Source organism: Janthinobacterium sp. SUN206 (assembly GCF_030587305.1).
Classification (GTDB): Bacteria; Pseudomonadota; Gammaproteobacteria; order Burkholderiales; family Burkholderiaceae_D; genus Janthinobacterium; species Janthinobacterium kumbetense.
This window is the reverse complement of the sequence record NZ_JAPWIB010000004.1, coordinates 1-26,496: the sequence shown is the minus strand read 5'-3', so window position 1 is coordinate 26,496 and position 26,496 is coordinate 1. Positions and strand designations below refer to the sequence as shown.

The following is a 26,496-nucleotide window of genomic DNA, read 5'->3' as shown; positions in this document are numbered from 1 at the left end:
GGGGAGTATCGATTGATGGTGAGTATCCAAGTCCGGCTGACCCTGCTTTTTGTCGTGATCGTCACCCTGGTGCTGGGCATTTCGGGTAGCTATACCCAATATACCTTGAGCAAGGAACTCGAATCGGGCAGCGCGCGCCTGCGCAGCGGCGTGCTGACGCGCTTGCAGACCAGCTTGCCGTCCGCCCTGTGGGACCTCGATAAATCCAAGGTCGACAGCATCGTCGCGGCCGAAATGCTGCCGCCGGAACTGGTCGGCATCCGCGTCTACGACGCCTCCGTCGGCCTGTTCGCGGGCGAAGTGCGCGATGCGGCCGGCACCCTGGTGCCTTTGACCTCCGACGTGGCCATGGGCGGCACGCCCGTCGAGGCGCCGCTGGTGTTCCGTGACGCCGTGGCGGCGGCCACGGGCGGCAAGCCGGTGATCGTCGGCAAGGTCATCGTCAATTTCAGCCGTGCCCAGATCGATGCGGCCCTGCGCGGCGAAGTGCGGCGCAAGGTGCTGGAAGTGTTGCTACTTGACATCATTTTGGTGGGCGCCCTGGCGCTGAGCCTGCGCATCGTCTTCGGCCCCCTGAAACAGTTGCGCGACGGCTTGTTCGACCTGGCCACGCGCGGCAGCGATGACGTCGAAGAGCTGCCGGAAAGCCGGCGCGACGAGCTGGGCGACGTGATCCGCGGCTTCAATGCCGTGCAGCGCAAGCTCAAGTCCATCATCGAGGGCAGCCGCGAGGCGGAAGACATGGCGCGCCGCTCGCAGCAGGAAACGGCGCAGGCCATGGACGAGTTGCGCCGCGCGCAGGAATCGTTGCTGCAGTCGGAACGCCTGGCCTCGCTGGGCAGCCTGGTGGCGGGCGTGGCGCATGAAATCAACACCCCGGTCGGCATCGCGCTGACCAGCGCCTCGGTGCTGAAGGAAGCCACCGATGGTATCAGCGCGGCGGTGGCGGGCGGCAGCGTGAAGAAGACCGATATCGTGCGCTACCTGGAAACGGCCGGCGAAAGCGCGCGCCTGATCATGAACAATGCCTACCGCGCCGCGCACCTGATCCACAGCTTCAAGCAGATCGCCGTCGACCAGGTCAGCGAAGCGCGCCGTTTGTTCGAATTGCGCGACTATATCGGCGAAGTCATCTCGAGCCTGCAGCCGACCCTGAAAAAGACGCGCATCCGCATCGATATCGATTGCCCGCCCGGCATCATGCTCGACAGCTATCCGGGCGCGCTGGCGCAGGTGCTGACCAACCTGGTCCTGAACTGCGTCGAGCACGCCTTCGATGCGGATACGGACGGCCATATCCATATCGGCGTGCACGGCGACAACGACTGGATCGCCATGCAGGTGCGCGACAATGGCCGCGGCATCGCGCCCGACATGCTCGACCGCGTGTTCGACCCGTTTGTCACCACGCGGCGCGGACAGGGCGGCACGGGCCTGGGCTTGAATATCGTATTCAACTTGATTGCCAAGCAGTTTGGCGGCACCATCACGGTCAGCAGCACCTTGGGGCAGGGCGCGACGTTCCTGCTGCGCCTGCCCAAGGTGACGCCATTGCCGGAAGGCGCCGCCAGCGTTCCGGCCGGCCAGGCATAGGCAAGGAGACAACACATGGCACAGATGGAAAATAGTCAGCAAGTGGCGCTTTTGCGCGGGATCAATGTCGGCCGCGCCAAGCGCGTGGCCATGGCCGACCTGCGCAAGCTGCTGGGCGACCTGGGCTTTGCGCAGGTGCGTACCGTGCTCAACAGTGGCAACGTCGTGTATGACGGGGGCAAGGTCGCGCCGGCCGACGCCGCTGCCCGCATCGAGGAAGCGCTGGTGCTGAAACTGGGCGTGGCGGCCCGGGTGACGGTGCTGTCGGCCAGCCAGTTTGCCGAACTGATCGAACAAAACACCCTGGCGCCGGCGGCCGATGCGGCCCGTCTGCTGACCTTGGTGCTGAACAATCCGGCCGACATGCAGCGCCTGGCGCCCCTGGCGCAGCGGCCGTGGCAGCCGGAAGCGCTGGTCCTGGGGCGCTGGGCCGCGTATGCCTGGTGTCCCGATGGCGTGTTGGCCAGCAAGGTGGTGGCGGCGCTGGGCGTGCAGCTCGGCGATGGCGTCACCTCGCGCAACTGGGCCACCATGCAAAAATTGCATGTGCTGCTGAACGGGCCGGAGGCGGCCGCCACCTCTTCATTTTCCAAGGAGTACTGATGCCTACCATTCGCGGTACCTTCGACGTCACCATCACCCCGGAAACCTTGTCGGACACGGCCGCGCAATCGGGGCTGGGACGCCTGTCGCTCGACAAGCGCTACCACGGCGCCCTCGACGCCAGTGCGCGGGGTGAGATGCTCAGCGCGCGCGCCAGCGTGGCCGGCTCGGCAGGCTATGTGGCGCTGGAGCGGGTGGAAGGCACGCTGGACGGGCGTCACGGCAGTTTTTATTTGCAGCACAGCGGCACGATGACGCGCGGCGCGCCCGCCTTGTCGGTGATGGTGGTGCCCGATACGGGGACGGAGCAATTGCAAGGCCTGTCGGGCAGCCTGGCCATCCGCATCGAAGAGGGCAAGCATTATTATGCTTTCACGTATGAGATTGCTGACACGCCATGAACTGGGAGATCGTCAAGGGCGTGCTGATATTGCTGGTCGCCGTCAGCGTCCTGGGCACGGCCTTCGTGCTCATTTCCGCCTCGGGCACGGACAAGGCGGCCTGCATTGCGCGCGCCCTGAAGTCGGGCATTCCTGTGGGCAATATCGAACGGGTTTGCCGCTTGCTGGACAAGTGAGCATCAAGTGAGGATTGACCGGCACGGCAGGCAAAAAAAATTCCGCGCAAGGCGGAATTTTTTTTAAGGCAGCGGCATCGGCTGCCGGAATAGGGTCAGCTATCGAATTTTTCCTGTTTTTCACCGTGCATGCTAAAGGCCAGCAAGCCCAGCCCCACCAGCAGCATCGAGACCATGCTCGCTTCGGGCACGGGCGGCGGCACGTTCGTTTGCTGCGCGGCCGGGGCCGTGGCGGCTGCGGACGGAGGCAGTGCGCCCTGGCGCGCACCGGTGCTGCTCCAGCGCGGGGCCGCGTTGAGCATGGTGCCCTGCGCCAGCAGGCGCGCATACGGCAAGTCCGGTGTGTCCCAGCCGGGATTGTCGGCAGTGCTGGTGAAACCGAGACTGTCGTCGCTCACGACCTGGGCGTGTGTCGTGGGCGGGGGGCTGGCCGCCGCACTGCCGGCGCACGCCGACAGCGCCAGCATGGCCATGCCTAGCGGCTGAAGTAACTTCATCTTTGACTCCCTGGTTCACCGTGCGGTGCGGTCGAAAACCGGCCTGCGCCTGGACGGACAATGCGCCTGTACGGGGGGCGTATCACGATTTTTCTGAAGAGCTCTTATTACAGCACAAATCGTGGCAATTTTGCTACGCTTATTTACTTTAAATTACGAATATTTATCATTTTGATAGCGTGATGGCTATCGCTGCCGCACACTTCGCATGAGCACGCTATCGCCGAAAAACACTGTTGTTTTTTTGTGCGAATCGCCAGCAGGAAAACAGTATATTGATTAGTATATTGTTTATCGCATGATGATCAATATGACCGCCTGTGGGAGGGCACGATGGAGACAGTCGCAACACAACACGCCGAATACAACCTCGACGCCATGCGTGGCTCGGCCTACAAGGCCAGCTCGCTGCTCAAGGCCATGGGCAATGCCGACCGATTGATGCTGCTGTGCCAGCTATCGCAGGGCGAGCATTGCGTCAGCGACCTCGAACAAAAAGTGGGCATCGGCCAGCCGACCCTGTCGCAGCAACTGGGCGTGCTGCGCGAAGAGATGCTGGTGGCCACGCGGCGCGACGGCAAGCAGATCTATTACCGCGTCGCCAGCGCGCCCGTGCTGGCCGTGCTGCAAGTGCTGTACGCGCAATTTTGCGCGCCACGCCCCACGTTCAACGACGAAGCGGACTGAGTATTTCCATGCACATCGACTGGCAGCATTTCACGCCTTGGGCCTCGCTGGCCGGCGGCATGCTGATCGGCCTGGCCGCGGCCCTGCTGATCCTGTTCAATGGCCGCATCGCCGGCATCAGCGGCATCCTCGGCGGCTTGCTGCGGCCGCGTCGTGGCGACCTGGGCTGGCGCATCGCCTTTCTTGCCGGCCTGGTCGGCACGCCCTTGCTGTATTCGCTGTGGCAAGCCTTGCCGCCCGTGCGGATCGATGCGGGCACGCCCGCCCTGATCGTGGCGGGTTTGCTGGTGGGCGTGGGCGTGCGCTATGGCGCCGGCTGCACCAGTGGCCACGGCGTGTGCGGCCTGTCGCGCCTGTCGCCGCGTTCGCTGGCGGCCACCATGGCCTTCATGGCGGCCGGTTTCCTCACTGTCTATCTGTTGCGCCATCTGTGAGCAAGCTTATGAGCAAGCTGATCCTTTCCCTGTTGAGCGGCCTCGTCTTTGGCCTGGGCCTGATCGTTTCCGGCATGGGCAACCCGGCCAAGGTGCTCGGCTTCCTCGACCTGGCCGGCGCCTGGGACCCGTCGCTGGCGCTGGTGATGGGCGGCGCCATCGGCGTGGCCATGCCTGCCTTCTGGCTGGCGCGGCGGCGCAGCACGGCGCTGCTGGGCGAACCCATGCAATTGCCAGTATTGCGGCGCATCGACCGGCGCCTGCTGCTGGGCAGCCTGGCCTTTGGCGCGGGCTGGGGCATCGCCGGTTTCTGTCCCGGCCCCGCCCTCGTCTCCCTGCTGGCGGGCCAGCCGAAGGCGTGGCTGTTTACCGGCGCCATGCTGACCGGCATGCTTGTCTTTGAAGTGCTGGAGCGCCGCAAGCTGCCGGCGCCGGCCTGAGACGGTACAATCTGGCGCATCGCCACTTGAAGATACCCGCCTGACATGAAAACCGAGATTTTCCGCGCCGGCGCACGCGCCGCCCTGTTGTGCAGCGTGCTGGCGCTGGCCGCCTGCGGCAGCTTGCTGAAGAAAGACGCTCCGCCTGCTCCCGTGCCCGTGGCCGACACCTTGCCCAATCCGCAAGTGTTGCTGCTGGGCGAAGTCCATGACAATGCGCAAGGCCAGCGCCTGCGCGTCGAGGAATTGCGTCGCCGCCTGGCGACCGGCTGGCGTCCCGTGATTGTCATGGAGCAGTTCGACCGCGAAAACCAGGCCTTGCTGACGCGCGCCGCGCGCGATTGCGCCGATCCCGATTGCATCATCCGCGTGATGGAACAGCCGCGCTGGGACTGGAGCTTGTACCGGCCCGTGCTGGACCTCGTCGTCAGCTATCAGCTGAGTCTGGTTGCCGGCAACCTGTCGCCCGCCGATGCCTCGCGCATCGTGCGCGACGGCATCCAGTGGGCCATGCCGCCCGCCATGGTGGCCACGTACCTGGCCGCGCCCGTGCCGGCCGATATCCTGGACGGGCAAGAGAAGGAAGTCCAGGCGGCCCGCTGCAATATGCTGCCCGACATGATGATCAAAGGTGTCGTCAACGCCCAGGTAGCGCGCGATATCTGGATGGCCAAGCTGATCCGCGACCAGGCGCCGCGCGACGTGGTGTTGATCGCCGGCAACGACCACGTGCGCAAGGATATCGGCGTGCCCCGCTGGCTGAAGCTGGCCGACCCGCAGCTGACCGTGCGCAGCATCGGCTACCTGGAGCAGGGCGGCAGCGGCTACAAGGGCACGTTTGACCTGACGCAAACGATGCCCGCGCAACCGCGCCCGGACCCGTGCGCCAAATTCAAGAAATAAGGTTCAAGCAATAAGCGCTACTGCTGCACGCGCACCAGGGCGCTGACCCGGCTTGCCGTGTCGAGCAGTTTCGGCAAGCTGTGTTCCAGCAGGTGCGCGACGGACGGCCCCGCCGTCTGGCCGCTGACGTTGATCGCCGCCACCACCTTGCCGGCCCGGTCGAACACGGGCGCGGCCAGGGCGATCAAGCCCTGTTCCAGCTCTTCCTGCACCAGGCACCAGCCCTGGCGCCGCACTTGCGCAATCTCTTCCATCAAGAGATCGATATCGACCTTGGTCGCCGGCGTGATTTTCAGCAGCGCCATCTTCGACAGCCGTTCGCGCAGCACCTCGGGCGCCAGGCCCGACAATAAAACCCGTCCCATCGAGGTGCAGTAGGCGGGCAGGCGGCTGCCGATGCCCAGGTTGATCGACATGGTGCGGTGCGCGGACAGGCGCACCACATACACGATGTCGTCGCCGTCGAGCACGGTGGCCGAGCACGACTGGCGCAAGGTCTGCATCAATTCTTCCAGCAGCGGCTGCGCCTGCGTCCACACGGGCAGCGACGACAAATAGGCATAGCCGAGGTCGAGCACCTTCGGCGTCAGGCGGAATAGCCGTCCATCCGCTTCCACGTAGCCAAGATGCAACAAGGTGTGCAGGATGCGCCGCGCGCCCGCACGCGTCAGCTGCGCCCGCTCCGCCACTTCGCTCAGGGTCTGTTGCGGCGCGTCCGCGCCAAAGCTGCGCAGCACGGCCAGGCCCCGCGCGAACGATTGCACATAGCTGTCGCCAGGGCGGGGCACGCCGTCGGCATCGAGGGTTTCTTCGGCGGAAAGGGGCGTGCTGCTGCGTGCGGTCATGGCGATTCCAATTGGTCAAGGTGGCAATTATAGCCATGGCGCTAGCGAAAACGGCAAATTGACAAGCGCCCCGATCAGGCATATTCTCACGAATAAGTTCTAAATACGAATATTTGTTCGTTATTCGAACAAATGTCTGATGGGTTTGATTGGGAAGGGAGAGGCAATGATCGACAAACTGCGTTCCAGCGTGCTTGATGCGCTGGCCGATATCCACGATGGCGCCACCGTCATGATTGGCGGCTTCGGCGGCGCGGGCCAGCCGGCCGAGCTGATCGACGGCTTGATCGCCCAGGGCGCGCGCGACCTCGTCATCGTCAACAACAATGCGGGCAATGGCGACACGGGCTTGGCCGCTCTGCTGAAAAACGGGCAAGTGCGCAAGATCATTTGCTCGTTCCCCCGTCAGGCCGATTCCCACGTGTTCGACGCGCTGTACCGCGCGGGCAAGCTGGAGCTGGAATTGGTGCCGCAGGGTAATCTGGCCGAGCGCATCCGCGCCGCCGGCGCCGGCATCGGCGGCTTTTTCACGCCCACGGGTTACGGTACGGACTTGGCCAAGGGCAAGGAGACGCGCGAGATCGACGGCCGCATGTATGTGTTCGAGTCGCCGATCCACGCCGACTTCGCGCTGATCAAGGCGGAGCAGGGCGACCGCTGGGGCAACCTGACTTACCGCAAGACGGCGCGCAACTTCGGTCCCATCATGGCCATGGCCGCGAAAGTCAGCATTGCTTCCGTGCATGAAGTTGCCGAGCTGGGCAGCATCGATCCCGAGCACGTCATCACGCCGGGCCTGTTCGTGCAGCGCCTGGTGCAAGTGCCGCGCACGGCCACCGGCCCCGCCGGCTTCAAAGCTGCCTGAGGAATATCAAGTGAATAAATGGAATCGAGATCAAATGGCGGCCCGCGTGGCGGCGGACATCCATGAAGGCAATGTCGTCAACCTGGGCATCGGCTTGCCGACCCTGGTGGCGAACCACTTGCCGGCCGGCGCGGACATCATCCTGCACAGCGAAAACGGCGTGATCGGCATGGGCCCCGCGCCCGCGCCGGGCGAGGAAGACTACGACCTGATCAATGCGGGCAAGCAACCCGTTACCCTGCTGGCGGGCGGCAGTTACTTCCACCACGCCGACAGCTTCGCCATGATGCGCGGCGGCCACCTGGACATCTGCGTGCTGGGCGCATTTCAAGTCTCCGCCACGGGCGACCTGGCCAACTGGCACACGGGTGCCCCCGACGCCATTCCCGCCGTGGGCGGGGCCATGGACCTGGCCATCGGCGCGAAAAAAACCTGGGTCATGATGGAATTGCTGACCAAGACGGGTGAAAGCAAGCTGGTGCAGGCATGCACGTATCCGCTGACGGGCATCGCCTGCGTCAGCCGCATCTACAGCGACCTGGCCGTGCTCGACCTGTCGCCCGCCGGCGCCACGGTCGTCGAACTGGTGGATGGCTTGAGTTTCGAGCAGTTGCAAGCGTTGACGGCCGTGCCGCTGGCGGACGGACGTTAATTCACCGCCCATTCAATACACTTTCTTGGAGGAAAGAACATGACCCATGCTTACATTTGCGACGCGCAGCGCACGCCGTTTGGCCGCTATGGCGGCGGACTCGCCGGCGTGCGCGCCGACGACCTGGGCGCTGTGCCCATCCGCGCCTTGATGGCGCGCAACCCGAATGTGGACTGGAACGCCGTCACCGACGTGCTGTACGGCTGCGCCAACCAGGCGGGCGAGGACAACCGCAACGTGGCGCGCATGGCGGCCCTGCTGGCGGGCTTGCCCGACAGCGTGCCGGGCGCCACCCTGAACCGCCTGTGCGGCTCGGGCCTGGACGCCATCGGCAGCGCCGCCCGCTTCATCAAGAGCGGCGAAGCGGGCTTGCTGATCGCCGGCGGCGTGGAAAGCATGAGCCGCGCGCCGTTTGTCATGGGCAAGGCGGACAGCGCCTTTTCGCGCGGCATGAAAATGGAAGACACGACCATCGGCTGGCGCTTCATCAATCCCTTGATGAAGGCGCAGTACGGCGTCGATTCGATGCCGGAAACGGCGGAAAACGTGGCGTCGGACTTCGGCATCAGCCGTCTTGATCAGGATGCGTTCGCCCTGGCCAGCCAGGTGAAAGCGCTGGCGGCGCAGCAGGCGGGCGTGTTCGACAGTGAAATCTGCCCCGTCAGCATCGCCCAGAAGAAGGGCGAGCCCGTCGTCGTCGTCCGCGACGAGCATCCGCGCGCCACCACGCTGGAAACCTTGACGAAACTCAAGCCCGTCGTGCGCGCGGACGGCACGATCACGGCCGGCAACGCGTCCGGCGTCAACGATGGCGCGGCGGCCCTGCTGCTGGCCGACGAAGCGAACGCGGCCCGCTTTGGCCTGACGCCCCGCGCGCGGGTCGTGGCCATGGCGACGGCCGGCGTGGCGCCGCGCATCATGGGCATCGGCCCCGCGCCCGCCACCCTGAAAGTGCTGGCTATGACGGGCTTGACCCTGGCCGACTTCGACGTCATCGAATTGAACGAAGCGTTTGCCGCGCAAGGCCTGGCCGTGCTGCGCCAGCTGGGTTTACCCGACGACGACCCGCGCGTGAACCCGAACGGCGGCGCCATCGCCCTGGGCCACCCGCTGGGCGCGTCGGGCGCGCGCCTGGCCATGACGGCCGTCAACCAGCTGCACCGCACGGGCGGGCGCTATGCACTCTGCACCATGTGCATCGGCGTGGGCCAGGGCATCGCGCTGGTGCTGGAACGGGTCTGACCTCCAGCGCGTCCGGGCAGGCACCATGCACTGTGCACTGTGCACTGACACAAGATGCGGCATCGGCATCGGCCAGGGCATCGCGCTGGTGCTGGAACGGGTCTGATTCCGCCCGCCTGCAGGTGAAAAAAGTTGCCGGCGATACGTATTAACGCGTATGCCGGGCGGCTTTTTGACCCTGATCAAGGGCGTATGATGCAAAACCAGCCCGGGCAACCCGGCTGGCGTTGGCTTTTTCACACGAACAAGAAGACTGATATGACATCCCACGATACTCCGCATGACGTTGCGCAGCTGACATCCCAGCAGCGCATCAAGGCCATCATTGGCGCTTCCTCCGGTAACCTGGTCGAATGGTTCGACTTCTACATTTACTCGTTCTGCGCGCTGTACTTCTCGCACGCCTTCTTCCCTTCTGGTAACCCGACGACGCAGCTGCTGCAGACGGCCGGCATCTTTGCCGCCGGCTTCCTCATGCGTCCCGTGGGCGGCTGGCTGTTCGGCCGCATCGCGGACAAATACGGCCGCCGCCAGTCGATGATGATTTCCGTGCTGATGATGTGCGGCGGCTCGCTGATGATCGCCGTGCTGCCCACGTATGAAACCATCGGCGCCTTCGCCCCGTTCCTGCTGCTGGTGGCGCGCCTGTTCCAGGGCTTGTCCGTGGGCGGCGAATACGGTACCAGCGCCACCTATATGAGCGAAGTGTCGGAATCGGGCAAGCGCGGTTTCTTCGCCTCGTTCCAGTACGTGACCCTGATCGGCGGCCAGTTGCTGGCCTTGCTGGTGCTGGTGGTCTTGCAGCAATTGCTGACCCTGGAAGAATTGCGTGCCTGGGGCTGGCGCATCCCGTTCGTCTTCGGTGCCCTGGCGGCCCTCGTGTCGCTGAACCTGCGTAAATCCCTGACGGAAACGACCACCGCCAGCGAGCGCAAGGACAAGGACGCTGGCAGCCTGCGCGGCTTGCTCAAGCACAAGCGCGCCTTCATCACCGTGCTCGGCTTTACGGCCGGCGGCTCGCTCGTGTTCTACACGTTTACCACCTACATGCAGAAATACCTGGTCAACACGGCCGGCATGGATACCAAGACGGCCAGCGCCGTCATGACGTGCGCCTTGCTGGTCTACATGATTTTGCAACCCGTGTTCGGTGCCTTGTCGGACCGCATCGGCCGCCGCACCTCGATGCTGTTCTTCGGCGGCCTGGCCACCCTGTGCGTGTTGCCGATCATGCATGCCTTGAAAGACATCACCAGCCCGTACGCGGCGTTTGGCCTGATCATCATCGCGCTGGCCATCATCAGCTTCTATACGTCGATCAGCGGCTTGATCAAGGCGGAAATGTTCCCCGTCGAAGTGCGCGCGCTGGGCGTGGGCCTGTCGTATGCGGTCGCCAACGCCATGTTCGGCGGTTCGGCCGAATACGTGGCGTTGCAGTTCAAGGCTTGGCACGTGGAAGAGTATTTCTATTGGTACGTGACCATCATGTGCCTGATTTCCTTCATCGTCGCCATCCGCATGCCGGATCCGAGCCGCTCGGGACTGCTGAAGTAAGCTTGCCGTAAAATAAGGGGACACTGCGGTGTCCCCTTTTTCATCACCGCCTTTTTATCGTGCCGATCAGGAGTTTCCATGTCGTATGTCATTGCCGCAGCCATCCAGCCCAGCGTTCCCGTCAGCGGCAGCGTTGATACTTTCCCCGTCCACCGCATCTATTGCGTGGGCCGCAACTATGTCGACCATGCCAAGGAAATGGGCCATACGGGCCGCGAGGCGCCGTTTTTCTTCATGAAGCCTGCCGACGCCGTGCTGCCCGTGCCTGCCGGCACGACGGGCGAGTTGCCGTACCCGGCGCAGACGCAGGATTTCCAGCACGAGATGGAACTGGTGGTGGCTATCGGCAAGGGCGGCAGCGATATCGGCGTGGCCGATGCGCTGAGCCACGTGTGGGGTTATGCGATCGGCCTGGACATGACGCGCCGCGACGTGCAGGGTGCGGCGAAAAAGCAGGGCCGTCCGTGGGAAACGGGCAAGGCGTTCGAGCACTCGGCGCCCATCGGTTCCATCACGCCGGCCGCGCAGGCGGGCGACGTCAGCCATGCCGCCATCACCCTGCACGTGAATGGCGAGCTGCGGCAAAGCAGCAGCATCGACATGCTGATCTGGAATGTGGCGGAAACCATCGCCGACCTGTCGACCTACTTTACCTTGCAGCCAGGCGACCTGATCTACACGGGAACGCCGGCCGGCGTGGCGGCCGTGCAGCGCGGCGACGAGCTGGTGGGGGCCATCGATGGCCTGGAGACCTTGCGCGTGAAAGTGGTCTAAGTTGTCAAGGAGACTGGCATGATGAATGACACGTATGCTGTGGCGCAACCCACGCGCGCCGGGATCGACGCCCTGGCAGGGCCGGCCCTGCTGGAATTCGGCACGGGCTGGTGCGGCCACTGCCGCGCCACTCAGGCGCCGCTGGCCGCCGCCTTTGCGCAGCACCCCGAGGTGCCGCACCTGCGCGTGGAAGACGGCCCCGGCCGCGCCCTGGGACGCTCGTTCCGGGTGAAACTGTGGCCGACCTTGATTTTCCTCAAGGATGGCCAGGAAGTGGCGCGCCTCGTGCGCCCGCTCGACAGCGCGGAGATCGCCAAGGCGTTCGCCCTGATCGACGCGTAGGCGGTTTCCATCATTTCTTGCCGCACCGCACCACTGCGCGTATCATAAGCCGCTTACAGCAAGATCAACCGCATCCTTCGTGATGCAGGCGCGATCATCGCCGGCCCGCTCCACCCGGAGGGGCCGCAGGCAAGGATTCACCACAAATGACCGATGCCGCGATGCCGACGCGCGGGTCTGGTACGGAATGCCTGGCGATACGCCGGGCCTGATGCACGTCGCCCATCCCCTGACGCCTTTCCTGCCGTGCCCCGGGTAACCGGATGGCGCACGACCGTTGTTTCTCTAAATCAGCACTGATCACGGCGCGTTAGCGCGCGTTGCCGGCAGTTCGCTACGGCAACTAAAACCGTTGTTTTTTGTTTGCAAATTTAATAGCAAATGCGCAGCAAATGCATGCACGCAAGGCTATGATATGCGAACGACACGGAGACAACGTGCTGTGCTGCTGCCTGAAAAAACATCCAGAGAATGGCCTTTAGACACCCTCCCCAAGGAGCGCAGTAAATGAGCACCCCCCCCAAGAAAAATTCCCCCGGCACGGTGCTGTTCGCCAGCCTGATCGGCACCACCATCGAGTTCTTTGACTTTTATATCTACGCCACCGCCGCCGTGCTGGTGTTCCCGAAACTGTTCTTCCCCGCCGGCGACCCGTCGGCCGCCGTGCTGCAGTCGCTGGCCACGTTCGCCATCGCCTTCTTCGCCCGTCCCATCGGTTCGGCCGTGTTCGGCCACTTCGGCGACCGCATCGGCCGCAAGGCCACCCTCGTGGCCGCCTTGCTGACCATGGGTATTTCCACCGTCATCATCGGCTTGCTGCCGACGTATGCCGCCATCGGCACCCTGGCGCCGCTGCTGCTGGCGCTGTGCCGTTTCGGCCAGGGCCTGGGCCTGGGCGGCGAGTGGGGCGGCGCGGTGCTGCTGGCCACGGAAAACGCGCCACCGGGCAAGCGCGCCTGGTACGGCATGTTCCCGCAGCTGGGCGCGCCGATCGGCTTCTTCCTGTCGGGCGGCATCTTCCTGCTGCTGAGCGAAACCATGACCGATGAGCAATTCTTCAGCTACGGCTGGCGCATCCCGTTCCTCGCCAGCGCGCTGCTGGTCATCGTCGGCCTGTACGTGCGTCTGAAGATCACGGAAACGCCGGACTTCCAGAAAGTCATCGACAAGAACGAGGTCGTCAAACTGCCGGTAGCCACCGTGTTCCGCCAGCATGGCCGCATGTTGTTCCTGGGCACCATCATCGCCCTGGCCACCTTCGTGCTGTTCTACCTGATGACTGTGTTCGCGCTGAGCTGGGGTACGACCAAGCTGGGCTTCACGCGCAAGGAATTCCTCGTCGTGCAGCTGTTTGCCGTGCTGTTCTTCGCCCTCACGATTCCATTCTCGGCCGTGCTGGCCGACCGCCGCGGCCGCCGCGCCACCCTGATCTGGGTCTCCGTCGCCATCGCCATCTTCGGCCTGGTGCTCGCGCCCATGTTCGGTTCGGGCGTGACGTGGGAAGTGACGGTCTTCATGGCCGTCGGCCTGGGCCTGATGGGCATGACCTACGGACCGCTGGGCACGATGTTGTCCGAACTGTTCCCGCCCGAAGTGCGCTACACGGGCGCGTCGCTGACGTTCAACCTGGCCGGCATCCTGGGCGCCTCGCTGGCGCCGTACATCGCCACCTGGCTGGCCACGAACTATGGCTTGCAATACGTGGGCTATTACCTGTCGCTGGCAGCCGTGCTGACCCTGGGCGCGCTGCTGATGGTGGGCAAGCCACGCGCGGGCAAGGAAGCCTGGCAGTAACACCCCTCTGACCCCACCGGTCCCGAAAGCCGCCAGCTGCAACGCTGGCGGCTTTTTTTGTCGGTAAAACACCACGCCGCCCGCCTGCCGAGATTCTTGTTGACAGTCAAAATCGGCTGGTGGTAAGGTGTGCACACGTGTGCAATGCAGTGCAAGTCTTGAAAAAGCACATCCCGGGACAGTGACACCGCAAGATAGCGGTGCGGTCTGAAGTACCACAACGACAACAAACTTGGAGTGAGACGATGAAGATGCGCAATGTTGCGATTGCTATAAGCCTGGCCCTGCCGATGACGGCCATGGCCGCCGAGGAACGCCTGTCCGTGCTGTGTTCAGCCGACATGGAGTGGTGCCAGCTGATGAAGAACCGCTTCGAGGCGGAAAGCAAGATCAAGGTATCGATGATCAGGAAAAGCGCCGGCGAGGCCTATGCGAAGATCCGCGCCGAAGCGTCGAACCCGAAATCGGACATCTGGTGGGGCGGCACGGGCGACCCGCACCTGCAAGCGGCCGCCGAAGGCTATACGGAAGAATACAAGTCGCCCACCCTGTCCAAGCTGCAGCCGTGGGCGCTCAAGCAGGCCGAGACGGCCAAGTACCGCACCGTCGGCATCTACATCGGCATCCTGGGCCTGGCCTACAACGAAAACGTGCTGAAGAAGAAAAACCTGCCGCCGCCCCAATGCTGGAAAGACCTCGTCAAGCCCGCCTACAAGGGCGAGATCGAGATGGCCAACCCGAACTCCTCGGGCGCCGCCTACAACGCGCTGGCCACCGTGGTGCAGCTGTTCGGCGAAGAGGAAGCCTTCGATTTCCTGGCGAAAATGGGGCAGAACGTCAGCAAGTATCCGAACGCGGGCGTGGCGCCCGGCGAGGACGTGGGCCGTGGCGAAGCGGGCGTGGCCATCGGTTTCATGCATGACCTGATGAAGCTCACCGTGGCCGGCTTTCCCGTGAAAGTCTTGCCGCCCTGCGAAGGCACGGGTTACGAGATCGGCTCGATGAGCATCGTCAAGGGCGCGAAAAACATGGAGCAGGCAAAGAAATTCTATGAATTCGCCCTGCGCCCGGACGTGCAGAGCGAAGCGGTGAAAGCGCTGGCGTTCCAGATCCCGTCCAACGTGGCCGCCACCATTCCCGCCGCCTCGCCGCGCCTGGAAAACATCAAGACCATCAACTACGACTTCGCCAAGTATGGCGCCTCGGACACGCGCAAGCGTTTGCTGCAACGCTGGACGACACAGATTTATTCGGCTGGCAATTAAGGCGTAAAGACTGTCATCGTACCGAACCTGCCGCATGCCGCAATGGCCATGCCGGCGGGTCTACTTAGCTGGATAGAGACCTCATGAAAAAGATATTTTACGGCTGGCTGCTGGCCGCCCTGGCAGCGTTGTGCCTGTTGCCCTGGCAGCAACAGGAAGCGGGATTGTTTGCCGGCGAATGGTTGCGCGACGGCCAGTTCTTCAGTGACCGTGGCGCACCGGCCGTGCTGCACCTGCTGTCGTTCGGCGCCTGGCCGCTGGGCGTGTTCTTCGCCCTGATCGCCGCCAGCGCCGCCCTGGTAGCCGGCAATCCTCACCGCAAGACCCTGGGCCTGGGCCAGATCGCCATCGGCGGCGCCGGCATGCTGTGGCTGGCATGGCTGGGCTGGGGGCCGCTGGCCGCCAGCACGGGCCTGGGTTTCGGCGCGCTGCTGCTGGCGCTGTGCCTGCTGTTCCTGCTCACGTCCGGCGCGGCCGCCTGCGGCGTGTGCCGCGGCGACGCCTTCGTCGCCGGCGCCATCGGCCTCATCATTTGCCTGATTTCCCTGTTCGTGCTGTTCCCCGTCGCGCTGATCCTCGTCAGCGCCGGCCAGCCCATGGATGATGGCGGCACGGGCGCCGCGGCCCTGGCGCGCCGCCTGGCGGACCCCGGCATCTGGAGCCTCAATTGCGTGTCCGGTCCCGGCCGCTGCGGCGTGGCCTGGAATACGCTGGCGCTGGCCTTGCTGACGGGCGTGTCGGCCACCTTCCTCGGTCTCGTGTTCGCCCTGCTGGTGACGCGCACCAATGGCCGCTGGGTACGCCCGATGCGCGCCATTACGATACTCCCCATCGTCACGCCGCCTTTCGTGCTGGGCCTGGCCCTGATCCTGCTGTTCGGCCGCAACGGCGCCATCACGGGCCTCGTCGGCGACCTGTTCGGTATCGAGCAGAGCCGCTGGCTGTACGGCATGACGGGCGTGTGGCTGTCGCAGATGCTGGCCTTTGCGCCGATTGCCTTCATGACATTAATTGGTGTGGTGGAGGGCGTCAGCCCTTCGCTGGAAGAAGCGTCGGGCACCCTGGGCGCCAGCAGCTGGCAAACCTTCGTCAAGGTGTCGCTGCCCTTGATGCGTCCCGGCATCGCCAATGCCTTTTTGCTGTGCTTTATCGAAAGCATGGCCGACTTCGGCAACCCGATGGTGCTGGGTGGCAACTTCCACGTGCTGTCGACGGAAATCTTCTTTTCCGTGGTGGGCGCCTCGAACGACCAGGGTCGCGCCGCCACCCTGGCCATCGTGCTGCTGACCTTTGCCGTGGGCGCCTTCTTCATCCAGAACTTGTGGCTGGGCAAGAAATCGTATGTGACGGTGACGGGCAAGGCCGACCATGGCGGCCACGCCTCGCTCAACCCGCGCCTGAAAACCATGCTGTGGACCATCGCCTTGCCATGGTTCGCCTTCACGGCCCTGATCTATGGCACGGTGGTGGCGGGCGGCTTCGTGAATAACTGGGGCCAGGACAATGCCTTCACCTTGCGCCACTACATCGACGCTTTCGGCATCACGGCGGGCGCTTCCGGCTGGCACTGGACGGGCCAGGCCTGGCCGTCGCTGTTCACCACCTTGACGATTTCGGCCATCGCCGCGCCCTTGACGGCCTTTGTCGGCATCCTCTCGGCCTGGCTGCTGGTGCGCCAGCAATTCGCCCTGAAAAGCGCGTTCGAGTTCGGCACCATGCTCAGCTTTGCCATTCCCGGCACCGTCATCGGCATCAGCTACATCCTGGCGTTCAACTCGGCGCCCATCGAGTTGACGGGCACGGCGACGATTTTGATCCTGTGCTTTGTCTTCCGCAACATGCCGATGGGCTTGCGTACGGGCATCGCCGCCATGCGCCAGCTCGACGGCAGCCTGGACGAGGCCTCGATCACCCTGGGCGCCAGCAGCTGGACCACCATGCGCAAGGTCATCCTGCCGCTGTTGCGCCCGGCCATCGCCTCGGCCCTCGTGTATGGCTTCGTGCGTTCGATCACGTCGATCTCGGCCGTCGTCTTCCTCGTCAGCGCCGATTACGACATGGCCACGTCCTACATCATCGGCCTGGTGTCGAACGGCAACTACGGCACGGCGATTGCCTACGCCACGGTCTTGATCGTCGTCATCCTGCTGTGCATCCAATTGATCCATTTGCTGGTCGGCAAGCGCCGCCTTCGCCGCGTCAGCGCCGAAAAAACGCTGCCGGCCGCCGTTCCCAACCTGGAAAAGAGCTACGCATGAACCACTTTACTACCCAAGCAGCAGAGCTTGCCGCGCTGGAATTCGATGGCGTCACCAAGCGCTACGGCAAGGCGCTGGCCGTGAACGATGTGTCGTTCACGATCGCGCCGCGCACCATGGTCACCCTGCTGGGCCCCAGCGGTTGCGGCAAGACCTCGACCCTGCGCTTGATCGCCGGCCTGGAACGCGTCAGCGCCGGACGCATCCTGCTGGCCGGCGAGGACGTCACCTTGACCTCGGCCGCCGAGCGCGACGTCAGCATGGTGTTCCAGTCCTATGCCTTGTTTCCGCACATGACGGTGCTCGACAACGTGTGCTACGGCCTCATCGTGTCCGGTGAAACCAAGCCGCGCGCCGTGGAACGGGCGCAGGAAAGCTTGCGCCTGGTGGGCCTGGCCGACTTTGCCGCGCGCTTCCCGAACGAGTTGTCGGGCGGCCAGCAGCAGCGCGTGGCCGTGGCCCGTTCGCTGGTGCTGCAGCCCAAGGTGCTGCTGCTGGACGAGCCGCTGTCGAACCTCGATACGAAACTGCGCCGCCGCGTGCGCGACGAGATCCGCGACATCCAGGTCAAGCTGGGCTTGACTGCCGTGTATGTCACGCATGACCAGGAAGAGGCGCTGGCCATTTCCGACCAGATCATCGTGATGAACCGGCAAGTGATCGCGCAAAAGGGCACGCCGCACGAGCTGTTCGAATCGCCGGCCGACAAATTCGTCGCCGACTTCATCTGTAACGCGAACATCGTCGATGGCGTGATCGAAGCGGTGGCCGACGGCAAGGCCACCTGCGTCATGGGCAAGTTGCGGCTGCGTCTGCCATGCCGCAGCCAGCGCAGCGGCGAAGCGAGTTTCGCCGTGCGTCCGGAAGCGATCCTGCTGTCGCCCGCGCAGCCCGACAGCGCCATGGTGGTGCGCGTGGCACGCGCCACCTACCTGGGGCGCGAAATGCAATACACGCTCGACACGCCGGTCGGCGAACTGTTTGCCGTCTCGCACGACTTGAGCCAGGTTTTCACGCAAGGCACATCGGTCGCCATGACCGTACACGAACATGGCGCAGCCATCATTGGAGGACAAGCATGACAGATATGACACAGGCAGCGGTACTGGCCGACGCGGCCACCCTGGAGCGCTATGCCTACGCCCGGCACATCATCCGCCAGGCCGGCGAGATTGCGCTGGGCATGTTTCACCGCCGCACGGAACTCGTGATCGAGGAAAAGGGCTTGCAGGACATGGTCAGTATCGCCGATCGCATGGTGGAAGACTATGTGCGTGCGCAAATCGCCGCGCGTTTTCCTGACGACGCCGTGGTGGGCGAGGAGCGGGGCGGCGGGGCGTCGGACGCGCGCTGCGTGTGGGTCATCGATCCCATCGACGGCACGGCCTGCTTCGTCAACGGCATGCTGGCCTGGTGCGTGTCGATCGGCGTGCTGGTCGACGGCAAGCCGGCCATCGGCGCCGTGTACGACCCGAATGCGGACGAGCTGTTCCACGCCTGCCAGGGGCAGGGCGCCTACGTGGCAGCGAAGGCCGGCGAAACGCGGCTGCGCGTCAACGACGTGGTCAGCCTGCAGGGCGGCGTGCTGGGCGTGGGCTTTTCGCACCGCGTGGGCACCGACACCTTTTTACCGTTCCTGCTCGACGTGCTGGAAGAGGGCGGCATGTTCATCCGCAACGGTTCCGGCGCGCTGATGATCGCCTATGTGGCGGCCGGGCGCCTGATCGGCTATTTCGAGCCGCACATCAATTCCTGGGATTGCCTGGCCGGCATCGTGCTCGTCAATGAGGCGGGCGGGCGCTGCAATGATTTCCTGGCCGATAACGGCCTGGAAAAGGGCAATCCCATCCTGGTGGGCGGCCCCCGCCTGTATCCGCAACTGGCGGCGCTGGCCTTGCCGCGCTGTGCCTGAGCACATTTTATTGAAAGGGAGGACAGGCGTCCGGCGAGGGACGCGCGGAGTGGCAACACACTGTTGAGCATCATGAGTAATCCACCACCATAAAAACAAGCAGGAGACAAAATGAAAAACGGGATGAAAAACGAGATGAACACCATGCAGTTGAACAAGATCGCCGCCGTATTCTTGCTGGCCGTGCCAGGCTGCGTGCTGGCCGAATCGAGCGTCGTCGTGTACGGCCGCATCCATGCGGGCTTCGACCGTATCGAAACGTCAAGCTCGGCCACGGCGCCGAATGGCGAATCCATTTCTCGCGTATCGGACAATTCCTCGAAGATCGGCTTCCGGGGAAGGGAAGACTTGGGCAATGGCAACACGGCCTTCTTCCAGATCGAGGGCAATGCCAAGCTGGACGATGGAACGGGCGCCATCAATAGCAAGGATACCTTTGTCGGGCTGGAAAACCCCGCCTATGGCCGTATCGCGCTGGGCCGCTTCGCTACGCCGATTCGCCAGATCAACGGCTACACCAACCGTTTCGTGGGCGAAGGCATCCAGGATGACGCCAACATCTCCCAGCTGGGCGGCGAAGGCTTCAACCGCCGCAGTTCGAACGCCATCAGCTACCGCACGCCCGTACTGCAAGGCTTCAGCGCCACGATTTACCGCGCCAGCGAAAACGAGGCATCGAACGGCGACCGCATCTATTCGGGCATCGTGCAATACGTGAACGGCCCCATCAAGGGCGCCGTCGGCTATGAAAAGCACAAGGACTTGCGTCCCGGCTTCAGCGAAAAGATGTTCCGCGCCGTGGGCAATTACAACTTCGGCGGCGGCGACGTGGGCGTGGCCTGGAACCGCATGGTGTATGACGTGGCCGGCGGCGACTTGCAGCGCGACTATTTCACCATCACGGGCGCCTACAAGGCGGGTGGTGGTTCCTTCATCGGCCGGTTCGGCGTGGCTGGCGATGTGTCCGGCAGCGCGCCCAACGGCAGCAGCGTGACCATCAAGGCGACCACCCTGGTGCGCGGCGACGACAGCGGCGCCAAGCAGGCCACCCTGGGCTACGAGTATTACTTGTCCAAGCGCAGCACCGTGTACGCCTACTACACGCAAACGAATAACGACAAGAACGCCAACTACACGTTTGGCGGCAATGCCTTCGCCGCCACCAAGAAGGGTGCCAAGCTCAGCGGTGTGATGCTGGGCGTCATCCACCTGTTTTAACCTTTTTTGCCCGGAAATGCACACGTGTGCATTTCCGGGCGGCATTATCCCGACTATCAAGGAGATGGAAATGATTCAAGTGGCATTGTTCGGCGCCGGCCGCATCGGCCGTATTCACGCTGGCAATCTGGTGCGCCAGCCTGGCGTGCGCCTGAAATACGTGGTCGACGTGCATGCGGGCGCGGCGGCGGAAGTGGCGGCCCTGCATGGCGCCAGCGTCGCCAGCGTGGAAGCGGTGCTGGCCGACCCCGAAGTCAAGGCCGTGCTGATCGCGTCGAGCACGGATACGCATGCGGACCTGATCGTGCGCGCAGCGGCCGCCGGCAAGGCCATCTTTTGCGAGAAACCCGTCGACCTGACCCTGGAGCGTGCGCGCGCCGCCGCCGTTGCCGTCAAGGATGCTGGCGTGCTGTGCATGATCGGCTTCCAGCGCCGCTACGACCCCACGTTTGCTGCCGTCAGGCAGCGCATCGCAGCGGGCGAGATCGGCACGCCGGAGTTGCTCATCGTCACCAGCCGCGATCCCGGCCCGCCACCCGTCAGCTATATCCAGGTATCGGGCGGCATCTTCAAGGATATGCTGATCCACGATTTCGACATTTTCCGCTGGATACTCGACGATGAAGCCGTCAGCGTGCACGCCACGGGCAGCTGCCTCGTCGACCCGGCCATCGGCGCGGCGGGAGACCTGGACACGGCCGTCGTCACCATCCGCACGGCGAAAGGACGCTTGTGCCAGATCAATGCTTCGCGCCGCGCCGCTTACGGCTACGACCAGCGTTTCGAGGTGCTGGGCAGCCTGGGTATGCTGCAGGCGGGCAACCACAAGCCGACGGAAGTGACGGCCTATGGCTCAGTGAACGTCAGCGTCGACAAGCCGGAAGACTTTTTCCTGGAACGCTACCGCGCCGCCTACGCCAGCGAAATGGCGCACTTTTTCGAGGCATTTGCCCATGGCGCGCCCTTGCGCACCACCGTCCATGATGGCTTGAAGGCACTGGAACTGGCCGAGGCGGCCACCGTGTCATGGCGCGAACAGCGCATCGTGCAATTGTCATAAGGAATGCATGTCATGAAGAATACGACTGAATTTGCCCAGGGACGCGCGCTGGACGTGATCTGCCTGGGCCGCCTAGCGGTGGACCTGTATGCGCAGCAGATCGGCAGCACCCTGGAAGACGCGACCAGTTTCGCCAAATACCTGGGCGGCTCATCGGCGAATATCGCCTTCGGCACGGCCCGCCTGGGCTTGAAGTCCGCCATGCTGTCGAAAGTGGGCGACGACCACATGGGCCGTTTCTTGACGGACACCTTGGCGAAAGAGGGTTGCGACGTCAGCCATGTCGGCATCGACCGCGACCGCCTGACGGCGCTGGTGATGCTGGGCATCAAGGATAAAAACACCTTTCCCCTGATTTTCTACCGTGAAAACTGCGCCGACATGGCCATCGAGCCATCCGCCGTCGACGCCGCCTTTATTGCATCGAGCAAGGCGCTGTTGATCACCGGCACGCATTTTTCGACGGCTGCCATGCACGCCGTCAGCACGCAGGCCCTGAAATTGGCGCGCGCCAACAACGTGCGCACCGTGCTCGACATCGATTACCGGCCCGTGCTGTGGGGACTTTCCGGCAAGGCGGACGGCGAAACGCGCTTCGTTTCCAACGATGGTGTCACGCGGCACTTGCAGGCGATCCTGCCGCAGTTCGACCTGATCGTCGGCACGGAAGAGGAATTCATGATCGCCGGCGGCGGTGCCGACATCATGGCCTCCTTGCGCGCCGTGCGGGCCGCCACCCCGGCCACCCTCGTCGTCAAGCGGGGCCCGCTGGGCAGCGCCGTCATCGACAGCGTGGTACCGCACAGCCTGGACGATGCGTATAACTACCGCGGCGTGCGCGTGGAAGTGCTGAACGTGCTGGGCGCGGGCGACGCGTTTCTCTCGGGCTTTTTGAAAGGCTGGCTGCGCGGCGAGGATTACGGGGCGTGCTGCCGTTACGCGAACGGTTGCGGCGCCCTCGTCGTGTCGCGCCACGGCTGCGCACCGGCCATGCCGTCGCCCATCGAGCTCGACTATTTCCTGGCCAATGCGGAAAAACTGACGCAACCGGACCAGGACGCCACCTTGTCCCGCCTGCACCGCACGACGGTGGCGCGCCCGCAGTGGGATGAACTGTGCGTGTTTGCCTTCGACCACCGTACGCAATTCTTTGAGCTGGCGCAACAGACGGGCGCGCCCGAATCGGCTATTTGCGCCCTGAAGCAACTGATGGTGCAAGCCGTGGCGCAGACGGAAGCGGCCTTGCAACTGGCTGGCAAGACGGGCGTGCTGATCGATGGACGCTATGGCGTCGACGCGCTCAACGACGCGACGGGGCGCGGCTGGTGGATAGGCCGTCCCGTGGAATTGCCCGGTTCCAATCCGCTGCAATTCGACTGGGGCCGCTCCATCGGTTCGCACCTGCTCAGCTGGCCGAAGGAACACGTGATCAAGTGCCTGGTGCAGTTGCACCCGGACGATACCGTGGAAAACCGATTGGAACAGGAAGCGCAAATCAAGGCCCTGTATGACGCGGCGCAAGTGAGCGGTCACGAACTGTTGTTGGAAGTCATACCGTCGGATGCCTTGCCGCACGGCGACGACACGGTCTTGCGCGCCGTCAAGCGCCTGTACAACCTGGGCATTTACCCGGAATGGTGGAAGCTGGAAAGCATGTCAGCCCAGCAATGGCAAGCCATCGATGCCCTCGTGCACGAGCGCGATCCGTATTGCCGTGGCGTCGTCCTGCTGGGCTTGAACGCGCCGATTGCCGCCCTGGCCGCCAGTTTTGAACAAGCCAGTGCCAGCACGACGTGCCGCGGCTTCATGGTGGGACGCACCATCTTCCAGGAACCGAGCCGTCGCTGGCTGGCCGGAGAGCTGGACGATGCGGGCTTGATCGCCGCAGTGCGCGCCAACTTCGAGCAGCTCATTGCCCTGTGGCAGCGTACGCGCAACCGCCTGGAGCGTGCAGCATGAGCGCCACCCTACACAACACCATCCGCTTGACCATGGCGCAGGCGCTGGTGCGCTACCTGGCCGCCCTGCGCACGGAAGAGGGCGATGGTTCCTTGACCCCCCTGTTCGGCGGCGCCTTTGCCATCTTTGGCCACGGCAATGTGGCGGGCCTGGGCGAGGCGCTGTACCAATACAAGGAGGTGTTTCCCACCTACCGCGCCCACAACGAGCAGGCGATGGCGCACTCGGCCATTGCCTATGCGAAAGCCCACATGCGCCGGCGCATGCTGGCCGTCACCAGTTCCATCGGCCCGGGCGCCACCAATTTGCTGACGGCCGCCGCGCTGGCCCACGTGAATCGCTTGCCGGTATTGCTGTTGCCCGGCGACGTGTTCGTTTCGCGCGCGCCGGACCCCGTGTTGCAGCAGCTGGAAGATGCCGGCGACGGCAGCGTTTCCGTCAACGATGCCTTCAAGCCGCTGTCGCGTTACTTCGACCGCATCGTGTATCCGGAGCAATTGCTGACGGCCTTGCCGCGCGCCATCGCCGCCTTGACGGACCCGGCTGCCTGCGGTCCCGTCACGTTATCCTTGCCGCAAGATGTGCAAACGATGGCGTATGACTATCCGGCCGATTTCTTTACGCCGCGCACCGTGCGTTTCCGCGCCGTGCCGCCCGTCGAGCAGGAACTGGAAGAAGCGGCCGCCTTGCTGAAACACGCGAAACAGCCGCTGATCGTGGCCGGCGGCGGCGTGCTGTACGGCCAGGCCAGCGTCGCCTTGCAGGCGTTTGCCGAGCGCCACGGCATCCCCGTGGCGGAAACCCAGGCCGGCAAGAGCGCCTTGCCGTGGGACCATCCGCTGCAGCTGGGCGCCATCGGCGTCACCGGCTCGCCCGCCGCGAATGCCCTGGCGGCGCAGGCGGACGTGGTGCTGGCTGTCGGTACGCGCTTGCAGGATTTCACGACGGGCTCGAATTCCCTGTTTGCGCAAGCGCAACTGGTCAGCCTGAACGTCAACGCTTTCGATGCGCTGAAACGCCGTGGCCTGGGCGTGCAGGCGGACGCGACACTGGGCTTGCAGGGCTTGTCGCGGTACTTGCCTAACTGGAATGGCGCAGGCCAATGGCTGGACCGCGCGCAGCAGGCTGGGAACGCATGGCGCGATACCGTCCTGGCCATTACCGGCCAGCGCGAGGTGGCCGGCTTGCCGTATGACGGCGAAGTCATCGGCGCCGTGCAGCGCTCTTCATCGGATTCTACTGTGCGCGACATCGTCGTCTGCGCGGCAGGCACCTTGCCGGCCGAACTGCACAAACTGTGGCGCACGAGTACACCGGGCGGCTACCACATGGAATACGGCTACTCGTGCATGGGCTATGAAATCGCCGGCGGCCTGGGCGTCAAGATGGCGAAACCGGATGCCGAGGTTGTCGTCATGGTGGGCGACGGCAGTTATTTGATGATGAATTCGGAAATCGCCACCTCCGTCATGCTGGACAAAAAACTTATCATCGTCGTGCTCGACAACCGGGGCTACGGCTGCATCAACCGCCTGCAGCAGGCGTGCGGCAACGCGTCATTCAACAATATGTTGCCCGACAGCGCACCCGCCATCGACTTCGCCCTGCATGCCCGGTCGCTGGGAGCGCTGTCCGAGCACGTGGCCAATATTCACGAACTGGAACAGGCGATGCTGCGCGCCCGCGCCGCCAGCCGCACCTACTTGATCTGCATCAATACGGACGCCACGCGCACGACCGAGGAGGGTGGTTGCTGGTGGGAAGTGGCCGTACCCGAAGTCTCGACGCAAGCCGGCGTGCAAGCGGCGCGTGCCCGTTATGAACTTGACCGCCAAGGACAACAAAAATGACTACTACATGGAATGTGAAGATCGGCATCAACCCGATCTCGTGGATGAACGACGATTTACCCAGCCTGGGCGGCGAAACCCCGCTGGAAACAGCGCTGAAGGAAGGCGCCGAGATCGGCTACATGGGTTTCGAACTGGGCAACAAGTTTCCCAAGGATGCCCCGGCCCTGAACGCCGTGCTGGGCAAATACAATCTTGCCTGTGTGTCCGGCTGGTATTCGGGACGGCTGGCCCATCGCTCGGTCGAGGAGGAAATCGCCTCCGTAGCCTCGCATTTACGCCTGCTGGCGGACAGCGGCGCCACCGTCATGGTCTACGGCGAAGTGGCGGACGCGATCCAGGGCGAAGCCCGCCCGTTGTATAAGCGTCCGCGCTTCCAGTCGCCGCAGCAATGGCAGGCGTACGCGGACAAATTGACGGCGTTTGCGAAACACTTGCTCGACCACGGCGTGCGCCTGGCCTACCACCACCACATGGGCGCTTACGTGGAAACGCCCGCCGACATGGACCAGTTGATGGCCTTGACGGGGTCGGAAGTCGGCTTGCTGTTCGACACGGGCCACATCACCTTTGCCGGCGGCGATGCGCTGGCGGTCTTGAACAAGCACATCGATCGCATTTGCCACGTGCATTGCAAGGATGTGCGCCCCAACGTGGTGAAACTGGCGAGAAATGGCCACTGGAGTTTCCTGCAGGCCGTGATCAATGGCGCCTTCAGCGTGCCGGGCGACGGCAGCATCGACTTTCCGGCCATCCTGACGCGCCTGTATTTGCACGGCTACGAGGGCTGGCTGGTGGTGGAAGCGGAGCAAGATCCGGCCGTGGCCCCCAGTTATCAGTATGCCAAGATGGGCCACGATTACCTGGCACGCCTGGTCGACGCGATTCCCCGCCTGGGGCGGGAGGCGGCATGAGCCCGCTGCTGGTCAAAGCGGGCAAGGGCGGCGGCAAGATCGTCGAAGTCACGCCAGAGTCGGCTGGCTGGACGCACGTGGGCTTTGCCGCGCACCGGCTGGCGGCAGGCGAACAGCTGATGTTGGAGACGGGCCGCCGCGAACTGTGCCTCGTCGTGCTGACGGGCACGGTGACGGTGCAGGCGGGCGGGCAGACCTGGGAAGCCATCGGCAATCGCCAGAGCGTGTTTGAAGACGTCTCGCCCTACGCCGTGTATG

At 64.1% G+C, this 26,496-nt stretch carries 27 protein-coding genes; 25 read left to right on the top strand and 2 right to left on the bottom strand.

What is annotated here, in order from left to right; all coding sequences use genetic code 11:
- Nucleotides 1-15 precede the first annotated feature (15 nt).
- From O3300_RS20750 to O3300_RS20735, 4 genes are read left to right on the top strand one after another with little or no spacing between them, the layout of a single operon-like run.
- Entirely contained in the window at nucleotides 16-1,593 is a 1,578-nt protein-coding gene (locus tag O3300_RS20750; RefSeq protein WP_305053989.1) for a sensor histidine kinase, read from the top strand.
- A 15-nt stretch (nucleotides 1,594-1,608) separates the two neighbouring features.
- Nucleotides 1,609-2,196: a DUF1697 domain-containing protein gene (locus O3300_RS20745; RefSeq protein ID WP_305053988.1), complete on the top strand. Its 588-nt coding sequence runs from the start codon at nucleotides 1,609-1,611 to the stop codon at nucleotides 2,194-2,196.
- The gene (locus O3300_RS20740) at nucleotides 2,196-2,597 is read left to right on the top strand and encodes a DUF3224 domain-containing protein (RefSeq protein WP_305053987.1); all 402 of its coding nucleotides are present in this window, start codon (nucleotides 2,196-2,198) and stop codon (nucleotides 2,595-2,597) included. The genes O3300_RS20745 and O3300_RS20740 overlap by 1 nt, the downstream gene beginning before the upstream one ends.
- Nucleotides 2,594-2,773, top strand: a complete 180-nt coding sequence (locus O3300_RS20735) for a hypothetical protein (RefSeq protein ID WP_099666566.1) — start codon at nucleotides 2,594-2,596, stop codon at nucleotides 2,771-2,773. The genes O3300_RS20740 and O3300_RS20735 overlap by 4 nt, the downstream gene beginning before the upstream one ends.
- Before the next feature lie 95 nt (nucleotides 2,774-2,868).
- On the opposite strand, the gene O3300_RS20730 is transcribed toward O3300_RS20735, so the two are convergent.
- Complete coding sequence (locus tag O3300_RS20730) at nucleotides 2,869-3,270, bottom strand: hypothetical protein (RefSeq protein ID WP_143451460.1); 402 nt, start codon at nucleotides 3,268-3,270, stop codon at nucleotides 2,869-2,871.
- Nucleotides 3,271-3,603: 333 nt separating this feature from the next.
- On the opposite strand from O3300_RS20730, the gene O3300_RS20725 reads away from it, so the two are divergent.
- From O3300_RS20725 to O3300_RS20710, 4 genes are read left to right on the top strand one after another with little or no spacing between them, the layout of a single operon-like run.
- The gene (locus tag O3300_RS20725; protein ID WP_035822023.1) at nucleotides 3,604-3,957 is read left to right on the top strand and encodes a helix-turn-helix transcriptional regulator; all 354 of its coding nucleotides are present in this window, start codon (nucleotides 3,604-3,606) and stop codon (nucleotides 3,955-3,957) included.
- Nucleotides 3,958-3,965: 8 nt separating this feature from the next.
- The gene (locus tag O3300_RS20720; protein ID WP_305053986.1) at nucleotides 3,966-4,391 is read left to right on the top strand and encodes a YeeE/YedE family protein; all 426 of its coding nucleotides are present in this window, start codon (nucleotides 3,966-3,968) and stop codon (nucleotides 4,389-4,391) included.
- Between the two features lie 8 nt (nucleotides 4,392-4,399).
- Nucleotides 4,400-4,831 (top strand): DUF6691 family protein, encoded by a 432-nt coding sequence (locus O3300_RS20715; RefSeq protein ID WP_305053985.1) that lies wholly within the window; start codon nucleotides 4,400-4,402, stop codon nucleotides 4,829-4,831.
- A gap of 45 nt (nucleotides 4,832-4,876) precedes the next feature.
- On the top strand, nucleotides 4,877-5,734 hold the full coding sequence (locus O3300_RS20710; RefSeq protein WP_305053984.1) for a ChaN family lipoprotein: 858 nt from the start codon (nucleotides 4,877-4,879) through the stop codon (nucleotides 5,732-5,734).
- Nucleotides 5,735-5,751: 17 nt separating this feature from the next.
- On the opposite strand, the gene O3300_RS20705 is transcribed toward O3300_RS20710, so the two are convergent.
- Nucleotides 5,752-6,579, bottom strand: a complete 828-nt coding sequence (locus tag O3300_RS20705) for an IclR family transcriptional regulator C-terminal domain-containing protein (protein WP_305053983.1) — start codon at nucleotides 6,577-6,579, stop codon at nucleotides 5,752-5,754.
- Nucleotides 6,580-6,745: 166 nt separating this feature from the next.
- Here O3300_RS20705 and O3300_RS20700 point away from each other — a divergent pair, with 166 nt between their 5' ends.
- From O3300_RS20700 to O3300_RS20620, 17 genes are all read left to right on the top strand, one after another.
- On the top strand, nucleotides 6,746-7,444 hold the full coding sequence (locus O3300_RS20700) for a 3-oxoacid CoA-transferase subunit A (protein WP_077408447.1): 699 nt from the start codon (nucleotides 6,746-6,748) through the stop codon (nucleotides 7,442-7,444).
- Between the two features lie 10 nt (nucleotides 7,445-7,454).
- Nucleotides 7,455-8,096 carry a 3-oxoacid CoA-transferase subunit B gene (locus O3300_RS20695; RefSeq protein ID WP_305053982.1) on the top strand — a complete coding sequence of 214 codons (642 nt, stop codon included), beginning with the start codon at nucleotides 7,455-7,457 and terminating at the stop codon, nucleotides 8,094-8,096.
- A gap of 39 nt (nucleotides 8,097-8,135) precedes the next feature.
- On the top strand, nucleotides 8,136-9,338 hold the full coding sequence (pcaF, locus tag O3300_RS20690; protein WP_289903581.1) for a 3-oxoadipyl-CoA thiolase: 1,203 nt from the start codon (nucleotides 8,136-8,138) through the stop codon (nucleotides 9,336-9,338).
- 258 nt (nucleotides 9,339-9,596) lie between these two features.
- The gene (locus tag O3300_RS20685) at nucleotides 9,597-10,892 is read left to right on the top strand and encodes an MFS family transporter (protein ID WP_099666574.1); all 1,296 of its coding nucleotides are present in this window, start codon (nucleotides 9,597-9,599) and stop codon (nucleotides 10,890-10,892) included.
- Nucleotides 10,893-10,970: 78 nt separating this feature from the next.
- The gene (locus O3300_RS20680; RefSeq protein WP_099666575.1) at nucleotides 10,971-11,666 is read left to right on the top strand and encodes a fumarylacetoacetate hydrolase family protein; all 696 of its coding nucleotides are present in this window, start codon (nucleotides 10,971-10,973) and stop codon (nucleotides 11,664-11,666) included.
- An 18-nt stretch (nucleotides 11,667-11,684) separates the two neighbouring features.
- Nucleotides 11,685-12,008, top strand: a complete 324-nt coding sequence (locus O3300_RS20675; protein ID WP_099666576.1) for a thioredoxin family protein — start codon at nucleotides 11,685-11,687, stop codon at nucleotides 12,006-12,008.
- 507 nt (nucleotides 12,009-12,515) lie between these two features.
- A complete protein-coding gene (locus O3300_RS20670; protein WP_070290424.1) occupies nucleotides 12,516-13,802 on the top strand; it encodes an MFS transporter in 1,287 nt (428 codons plus the stop codon).
- A 245-nt stretch (nucleotides 13,803-14,047) separates the two neighbouring features.
- Entirely contained in the window at nucleotides 14,048-15,067 is a 1,020-nt protein-coding gene (locus O3300_RS20665; RefSeq protein ID WP_369812307.1) for an ABC transporter substrate-binding protein, read from the top strand.
- A gap of 83 nt (nucleotides 15,068-15,150) precedes the next feature.
- Nucleotides 15,151-17,325, top strand: a complete 2,175-nt coding sequence (locus tag O3300_RS20660) for an iron ABC transporter permease (RefSeq protein WP_305053981.1) — start codon at nucleotides 15,151-15,153, stop codon at nucleotides 17,323-17,325.
- Nucleotides 17,322-18,407: an ABC transporter ATP-binding protein gene (locus O3300_RS20655; RefSeq protein ID WP_305053980.1), complete on the top strand. Its 1,086-nt coding sequence runs from the start codon at nucleotides 17,322-17,324 to the stop codon at nucleotides 18,405-18,407. The genes O3300_RS20660 and O3300_RS20655 overlap by 4 nt, the downstream gene beginning before the upstream one ends.
- A complete protein-coding gene (locus O3300_RS20650) occupies nucleotides 18,404-19,237 on the top strand; it encodes an inositol monophosphatase (RefSeq protein ID WP_251350320.1) in 834 nt (277 codons plus the stop codon). The genes O3300_RS20655 and O3300_RS20650 overlap by 4 nt, the downstream gene beginning before the upstream one ends.
- Before the next feature lie 111 nt (nucleotides 19,238-19,348).
- Complete coding sequence (locus O3300_RS20645) at nucleotides 19,349-20,455, top strand: porin (protein ID WP_305053979.1); 1,107 nt, start codon at nucleotides 19,349-19,351, stop codon at nucleotides 20,453-20,455.
- A 70-nt stretch (nucleotides 20,456-20,525) separates the two neighbouring features.
- Nucleotides 20,526-21,515: an inositol 2-dehydrogenase gene (gene iolG, locus O3300_RS20640; protein WP_305053978.1), complete on the top strand. Its 990-nt coding sequence runs from the start codon at nucleotides 20,526-20,528 to the stop codon at nucleotides 21,513-21,515.
- Nucleotides 21,516-21,527: 12 nt separating this feature from the next.
- Nucleotides 21,528-23,474, top strand: a complete 1,947-nt coding sequence (gene iolC, locus O3300_RS20635; RefSeq protein WP_305053977.1) for a 5-dehydro-2-deoxygluconokinase — start codon at nucleotides 21,528-21,530, stop codon at nucleotides 23,472-23,474.
- A complete protein-coding gene (gene iolD / locus O3300_RS20630; protein WP_305053976.1) occupies nucleotides 23,471-25,324 on the top strand; it encodes a 3D-(3,5/4)-trihydroxycyclohexane-1,2-dione acylhydrolase (decyclizing) in 1,854 nt (617 codons plus the stop codon). Before iolC ends, iolD begins: the two co-directional genes overlap by 4 nt.
- On the top strand, nucleotides 25,321-26,238 hold the full coding sequence (gene iolE, locus O3300_RS20625; protein WP_305053975.1) for a myo-inosose-2 dehydratase: 918 nt from the start codon (nucleotides 25,321-25,323) through the stop codon (nucleotides 26,236-26,238). Before iolD ends, iolE begins: the two co-directional genes overlap by 4 nt.
- On the top strand, nucleotides 26,235-26,496 hold a 262-nt coding region (locus O3300_RS20620), incomplete at its 3' end, for a 5-deoxy-glucuronate isomerase (protein WP_305053974.1). The genes iolE and O3300_RS20620, both read left to right, overlap by 4 nt.